The sequence below is a fragment of the Eggerthella sp. AM16-19 genome (assembly GCF_003474385.1).
In the GTDB taxonomy this organism is placed as follows: Bacteria; Actinomycetota; Coriobacteriia; order Coriobacteriales; family Eggerthellaceae; genus Senegalimassilia.
Map to the genome: position 1 here is coordinate 1 of NZ_QUCY01000045.1, position 7390 is coordinate 7390.

The 7390-nt window shown below is 63.5% G+C and carries 6 protein-coding genes; 1 reads left to right on the forward strand and 5 read right to left on the reverse strand.

Annotated elements, in window-relative coordinates; translation table 11 throughout:
* Window positions 1–921, forward strand: a 921-nt coding sequence (locus DW178_RS10960) for an ATP-binding response regulator (RefSeq protein WP_118351492.1), incomplete at its 5' end; no start/stop codon positions are given.
* Between the two features lie 362 nt (window positions 922–1283).
* On the opposite strand, the gene gatB is transcribed toward DW178_RS10960, so the two are convergent.
* From gatB to DW178_RS10990, 5 genes are all read right to left on the reverse strand, one after another.
* Entirely contained in the window at window positions 1284–2861 is a 1578-nt protein-coding gene (gene gatB / locus DW178_RS10965; RefSeq protein WP_118351495.1) for an Asp-tRNA(Asn)/Glu-tRNA(Gln) amidotransferase subunit GatB, read from the reverse strand.
* The gene (gene gatA / locus DW178_RS10970; RefSeq protein WP_118351498.1) at window positions 2861–4348 is read right to left on the reverse strand and encodes an Asp-tRNA(Asn)/Glu-tRNA(Gln) amidotransferase subunit GatA; all 1488 of its coding nucleotides are present in this window, start codon (window positions 4346–4348) and stop codon (window positions 2861–2863) included. Before gatA ends, gatB begins: the two co-directional genes overlap by 1 nt.
* Complete coding sequence (gene gatC, locus DW178_RS10975) at window positions 4348–4659, reverse strand: Asp-tRNA(Asn)/Glu-tRNA(Gln) amidotransferase subunit GatC (RefSeq protein ID WP_042436539.1); 312 nt, start codon at window positions 4657–4659, stop codon at window positions 4348–4350. The genes gatA and gatC overlap by 1 nt, the downstream gene beginning before the upstream one ends.
* Window positions 4660–4924: 265 nt before the next feature.
* Complete coding sequence (locus DW178_RS10980) at window positions 4925–5218, reverse strand: hypothetical protein (RefSeq protein ID WP_052297917.1); 294 nt, start codon at window positions 5216–5218, stop codon at window positions 4925–4927.
* A 747-nt stretch (window positions 5219–5965) separates the two neighbouring features.
* Window positions 5966–7339, reverse strand: a complete 1374-nt coding sequence (locus DW178_RS10990) for a molybdopterin-binding protein (RefSeq protein ID WP_118351503.1) — start codon at window positions 7337–7339, stop codon at window positions 5966–5968.
* Window positions 7340–7390 lie beyond the last annotated feature (51 nt).

Here is a 7390-nt window from a genome sequence, read left to right on the forward strand (position 1 = left end):
GGTCGCGCGGCTGCGGGGGCCGGAGCCGCGGGGGCGCTTCCGGCGGGCTGTGAGGCCGCGGAGGCTGACGCGCAGGCGGCGGGTGCGCCTCCAGCGAGCTGCGAGGCTGCTAATACCGGCACGCAGGCTGCGGGCGACGCGGCAGGTACGCTTCCGGCCGGCTGCGAGGCTGCGGAGGCGCTGGCGCCGGGTCGCGGGGCCGTGGATGCCGATGCACAGACTACAGGGGTCGGCGTCCAGGCGAGCAACACCCGAACGGCAAGCGTATATTTCGCCGTCACCGATGAGGGCGTGGGCATCGCCGAGGAGGACATCGAGCGCATCTTCGCCAAGTTTGAGCAGGTAAACACCACGGACGCCCGTCAACAGGGCACGGGCCTGGGGCTTGCCATCAGCAACCGCATCGTGCTCATGATGGGCGATCGCATCCGCGCGAACAGCCGCCTGGGGCATGGTAGCACGTTTTATTTCGAGATTCCCCTGACGATAGCCGATGCGGCTGACAAGTCGCCGTGCGCAGACGCCGAGCAGGTCGATTTCACCGGAAAGCGCGCCTTGGTAGCCGAGGACAACGAGCTGAACATGGAGATCATCGCATACGTGCTCGACGACATGGGATTCACCGTGGATAAGACGACGAACGGCCAGGAAGCGGTGGACGCGTTCGAGCAATCCCCTGTTGGACGCTACGACATCGTCTTGATGGACGTCATGATGCCGGTCATGGACGGGCTTACCGCCGCACACCGCATCCGCAGCCTTGGCCGCACCGATGCCGCCGACGTGCCCATCGTGGCGACCAGTGCGAACGCGTTCGCCGAGGACGTGAAACGATCGTTAGCCAGCGGCATGAACGCCCACGTCTCCAAACCCATTGACCCGGAAAAGCTGGCGAAGGTGCTGGCCAAGGTGATGCGATAAAGGCGGCTGCACCTTGCGGCTCGCACGCTACAGCAGCTGCAGGATCTCGGCCTTGCTTGCGCTGCGCTTTACCATTTGCCGCCACACTCGAATCACGCGCCACAACTGCCGACGATACCCTCAAACCCCGTCTGCGCCATTCGATTCGCCAACCTCGACGCGCTCGCGCACATCGCCACTCGCATGTCCGTCTGATAACACACGGGGAGCCGCTTTTCAGCGGCTCCCCGTTTACGTTTGCGATTGCGTTTGCGTTGGCTGTCTGACTCGACCACAGACCGCGCCTTCGCAACCAACTAGCTTCCGCTGGCACAACCCACAACCCGAAAGTCGCTAACCGCAACCCGCAAGCTGCGATTGCGCTACTCTGCCAGCTTCTTCGCCAACAGCTGGTTGATGATCTTCGGATTGCCCTGGCCGCGCATCTCCTTCATGCACTGACCCACGAAGAACCCGATGACCTTCGTATTGCCTTCCTTGTAGCGGGCAACCTCATCGGGGTTCGCCGCGATGATGGCATCCACAACGGCCTCAATGGCGCCGGTGTCCGACACCTGCTTCATGCCGCGCTCCTCGACGATAGCCGAGGGATCCTTATCCTCGTCCATGATGGCGGAGAACACCTGCTTGGCCTGCTTGGACGAGATGGCGTCCTCGGCGAGCAGCTTCACCAGCTCCACCGCACGGGCGGGCGTGAGCGGGCTTTGCGCAAGGTCAGCATCCTCGTTGGCGTTCAGCCATGCGGTGACGTCGTTGATGGTCAGGTTGGCAACAGGCTTCGCCAGCTTGGCGGCATCCTTGCCCGCAACCTCCATGCACGCCTCGAAGAAATCGGCCGTAGCGCGATGATCGACCAGGTGGCGAGCATCGTAGGCGGACAGGCCGAACTCATCGGCGAAGCGGGCGGCCTTCTGGTCGGGCAGCTCGGGCAGCTTGACGCGGACGCCTTCGATGAACTCGTCGGAAAGGTCGTAGGGCGCCAAGTCGGGCTCGGGGAACAGGCGGTAGTCGTCAGCGGTTTCCTTCACGCGCATGACGATGGTGTGCTTCATGGTGGGGTCCCAATGGCGGGTTTCCTGGTAGATCTGACCGCCCTCTTCCAGAACCTCGGCCTGACGGCAGATCTCATAGGCCAAGCCATCGTGTAGGTTCTTGAAGGAGTTCATGTTCTTCAGCTCGGTCTTCACGCCCAGCTTCGTGGAGCCGCGGCGACGCAGGCTGACGTTGCCGTCGCAGCGCATGGAGCCTTCCTCCATGGAGCAGTCGGAGATGCCGATGGCCAGATAGATCTGACGCAGCTTCTGCATGAACAGGCGCGCCTCCTCGGGCGTGCGCAGGTCGGGCTCGGTGACCAACTCGATGAGCGGCGTGCCGGCGCGGTTGTAGTCCACCAGCGAATGCGTGGCGCCCGCGATACGGCCCTCGTCGCCACCGATGTGGATCATCTTGCCGGCGTCTTCCTCCATATGGATGCGCGTGATGCCAACGTGCGCCGTGTAGCCGGAATCGGTGACGGTGACGTTCTCGCACGTCTCGCCCGGCTTCAGGCCGGCGATATCGCCGCGCTCCTTAGCTGCCGAACCGTCGACGTCCAGATCAAGATGGCCGCGCATGCAGAACGCCACCGGACCCTGCGTGGTCTGGAAGTTCTTGGCCATGTCGGGGTACATGTAGTTCTTGCGGTAGAACATGCTGTGCTTCTCGATGTCGCAGTTCGTGGCCAGACCGGCAAGCACGATGGACTCGATAGCGGCCTTGTTCGGCACTGGCAGAGCGCCCGGAAGGCCCAGGCACACCGGACAGGTGTGCGTGTTCGGGTCAGCGCCGAACTCAAGCTTGCAGCCGCAGAACATCTTCGTGTTCAACGTGGTCAGCTCGGCGTGGATCTCCAAGCCGATGACCGCCTCCCAATCTTTTAATACCTCTTCGAGCTTACGCATTACTCAATCACCTTCCCGTCGGCGAAGTTCGGGGCCACGGGGGCCTTGCCGTAGGCGGCCTCGAGCGCCATGGCGGCGCGGAACATGTTCTCGTCCTTGAACTGCGGGGCGATCAGCTGCACGCCCACGGGCATGCCGCTTTGCGCGCCCAAGCCGCACGGCACGCTCATGCCGCCGTTGCCGGCGATGTTGATGGAGATGGTGAACACGTCGGACAGGTACATGGTTGCCGGATCTGCGATCTCGCCGAACTTGAACGCCGTAGCCGGGGCCGTGGGCGCCAAGATGACGTCGCACTGCTCGTAGGCGTTGCGGTAGTCCTGCGTGATGAGCGTGCGGACCTGCTGGGCCGGATAGTAGTACTGCTCGTACACGCCGGCGGAAAGCAGGTAGCTGCCCAGCATGATGCGGCGCTTCGCCTCTTCGCCGAAGCCATGGGCTCGGCTTGCCTCGTACTGGCTGCCCAGGTCCTTGTGGCCTTCCTCGCAGTAGCCATAGCGCACGCTATCGAAGCGGGCCAGGTTGGAGAACGCCTCGCATGGGCCCAGCACGTAGTATGCGCTGATAGCGGCGTCGATATGCGGCAGGTCGACCTCGACGATGGTGGCACCGGCTGCCTCGAGCTTGGCAGCGGCCTCGGACACGCGCTCCGAAACCTCGGAGGACAGGCCCTTGGCATCCATGAAGCTGCGAACCACGCCGATGCGCATGCCCGCGACATCCTGCTGGCATGCAGCGCGGAAGCCGGCCTTCACATCCTGCGACGTGCAGTCCAGAGGGTCATGGCCGCACAGGGCGTCCATGGCGGCGGCGGCATCCTCGACGCTGCGCGCGAACGGGCCCACCTGGTCGAGCGAGCTGCCGAAGGCCACGACGCCGTAACGGCTGACCGTGCCGTAGGCGGGCTTGACGCCCACGATGCCGCAGAAGCTGGCAGGCTGGCGGATGGAGCCGCCCGTGTCGGAGCCCAGCGTGACGCATGCCATGCCGGCGGCGACCGCCGCCGCAGAGCCGCCCGAGCTGCCGCCCGGAACACGACCCAGATCCCACGGGTTGCGCGTGGGGCCGAACGCGGAGGACTCGGTGGTGGAGCCGAACGCGAACTCATCCATGTTCAGCTTGCCCAGCGGCATGCCGCCGGCGTCGATGATGCGCTGCACGCACGTTGCGGTGTACGGAGACACGTAGTTTTCCAGCATGCGGGAAGAGCAAGTGGTGTGCGTGCCCGTCATGTTCATGTTGTCCTTGAACGCCACCGGCACGCCGGCCAACGGGCCGAGCGTATCGAACGTGCCGTCGGCGATTGCCTGATCAACGCGCTGCGCGGCGGCCATGGCGGCCTCGGAGGTGACCTCCAGGAACGCATGCACCTGAGAATCGGCCTGCGCGATGCGGTCGAGGCTTGCCTGCGCGACCTCGCAGGCGGTGAACTGCTTGGACGCCAGACCCTCGCGGATCTGCGCGATGCCCATATCGGAGATGGCCATTACGCATCGCCCCCTTCGCCTAGGATGGACGGGATCAAGAAGCTGCCGTCCTGCTGCTTCGGCGCGTTCTCAAGCGCAACCTGCTGCGTGAACGATTCGGTTTCCACGTCCTCGCGCATGACGTTGGACAGGCTTCCGATGGGATGGAACGTAGGCTCCACGCCCTCGAGGTCCAGCTGCTTGATGGACTGCAGCGTTTCGATGATGTTGTTCAGATCGACCGTCATCTCGGAGAGCTCCTCCCCGGAAAGGCCGATACGCGCGTATTCCGCGATTCCGCGGACCTCGCGCTCGGTAAGGTATTGGGTCATTGGTTTCTTTCCTTTCGATTCCAACGCACGTGTTAGCGGCTACGCTGCAAAACGACGACTACCCCGCATCCGATTGCCGCCAGCACAATCGCGACACTTGCGGACGCGCCCGGAGAAGCCGGCGCAACCCAGCTCCACGCACGCTGAAAGCGGTTAGACCGTTAACTTGGCTATGATAGCAAACAAGCCCGCCCATCAGGCCGCGAACCCTCAGGCGACAGCGATTCGATAGACACGGGACCCGGCCCCATCGCGACGCTGACCGCTACGCGATGCCAGCGAGCTTCAAGTCTTCATCTACCAGATGGCGAAGATATTCCGACCGTTTCATTCCCAGCTGCGCTGCGCGGATGTCGATGAGCAGGATTTTATTCACCGGCTCTTTAAACCCCACCTGCTTCATTTCCTCATCGAACATAAGAGGGCGACCGGGGCCGTACGTAACCGGCCCGCTAGGTTCTCCATGCAAGATGCCGGCAGCGGCATCCGCCTCCCATTGGTCAAGCTGTTCAGGCGTGATGCCGAATTCTTTTTTGATTTCATCCGCAGACATTGCCATGCCTACCGCCTCCTTGCCAATAGCCCAAGTTCGAACAGCACTCTTTTCGTTGGCGGCTCCATTGCGTGGTAAATCACTACCGCAGAAGGTTTTTGGGAGCCGACTAGCTCAACAACCCTTCCGTCTTCCGTAAGCCCGATAGCAACAACTTGGTCTTCATACGGAGCCTTTCGGTGTTGCGATGCCATTCGATTTTCCCAGGCGTACCGTATGCTCTCCTCGTTTAAGCCGTGTTTAAATGCATGCTCCGCGACGACGAGTCTGTTCATTAATGCCTCGAATTTCGTACAACGATATTTTAGCATGCCTTATCTGCGAAAACTATCGTTGCATTCCGTGGTTTCGAGGATCTTGCAGAAGAGGAAAGGGCATCCCGGAGACGGATGCCGGCCACGACATTCCCACAGGCTCAACGCCCAAAAGGAAAGCCTCTGCACTGGCTCATATGATGCGGAGATTCTAACACACGCACAGATGTTCGTGCAATCCGAAAACCGAACATATTTTCGCTATTATAGGCACAAGCGAAACACGCGCCGACCTTGCGCGATTTCTCGTCATTCGCCTGAGGCGGAAGCGCGCGAACACGCGACGGCAAAACGACCGCCCTTCTCGCGCATGCACAAAAAAGCCGCATCGCCTTCGAAACGGTGATGCGGCCTTGGTGGTTGCTGGGCCCCACAAGCCCGTCAAACGGCTTCGCGGGACCTGCCGGCAGGCAGGCGCGCGAATTCCGAACGGCTCGGATTACCGCCACTCTGCCCAGATCACATCGCCGGGCTTGGGGGCCTCGATGCCCGGACCGTTGGGCAACATGTAATAGGCGTTGGCCTCGAAGCTCTCCGGGCTGCCGGGGCGCCCGGGCACGGGCCAAGCGCGCAGCGTGCCGTCCTCGGCATGCTCGGCGCGCAGCAGCTTGATGCCGAAGAACTCGGGCTCGCCGGGCTTGTGCGCCGGATGCTCCGCAGGCCTGTCCTCGCCGCGGACCGGGCCGCCATGTCCCTTCGGACCGTGCCCACCTGCCGGGAACGCCTCGGCCAGCACCATGGGCGTGCGCGGAACCTCGGGGTCCAAGCCGGAAAACGCGCGCATGAGCGGGCGCAGGTAGAAATTCAGCGTGAACGACGCGCCGGCGCTGGGGCCCGAGATGCCCACGATGGGCGTGCCATCGACGATGGCGAAGCTGGAATGGTGCCCCGGGCCGTGATTCGTCTGATGGCAGATCATCTGCCCCATCTGCTCCATGACCTCGCAAGACCAGTCATCGCTTCCCTTCGACGACCCGGCGTTGAGCACCACGATGTCGGCCTGCTCGACGGCTTGCGCGATGGCTTCCTCGATGGCGTCGCGGCGGTCGGGAACGATATCGAACGGGACGAAACGCCCGCCCCACTGCTCGCATTTCGCCTTCACGAGCACGCTGTTCGTCTCGAAGTTGCGCCCGCGGGCCGCGAAGGATGCGGCGCGGTCGGGGTCGAACGGCACGCCGGGAGCCACCAACTCGTTGCCCGTGGGGATGAACGCCACGCGCGGGCGGCGCACCACCGGCACCGACCCGTTGTTGCCCGAGCCCATGCGCGCCGCCAGGTCGGGCGTGATCAGCTGGCCTGCGCGGCCCAGCACGTCGCCGCGACGCATGGCGCTGCCCGCCGGACGCGTGCCCGCGCCGGGCTTCGACGGCGCCGCGTCGATAACCACATGCTGCTCATCTGCGGAAACCTGCGCATGCTCGATGACGATGGCCGTGTCGAACCCTTCCGGCATGGCAACGCCGGTGTTGGCGAACTGCCAATCCCGGCCGCGCACCCACGAGCTAGTGTCGGGCACTTCGCCATCGGCCAGGTCGGCAAAATCGGACCAGTGCAGCGCAATGGAGTCCATGGCGCACGTGAGCGCGCTGGGCATATCGTTCGCGGCGCACACGTCGTACGCCAGCACGCGCCCCACCGATTCCGCCAGGGAAACGCGCTCCACCAGCTTGCGCTCCACCTTGCCCGCATGGTCGGCAGCAGCCGCGCGCCCACGCCAGCCGAAGCCCTCCGGCTGCGCGTCCAGCGCCGCCAGCGTCGCCGTCACCGCGTCCTCGCGCGACAACTGTATATGTTGCGAATGGTCCCTCATGACCGCCTCCTACTATCTTCTTATCGCGTTTTGACTGTTTCAATCGAACCA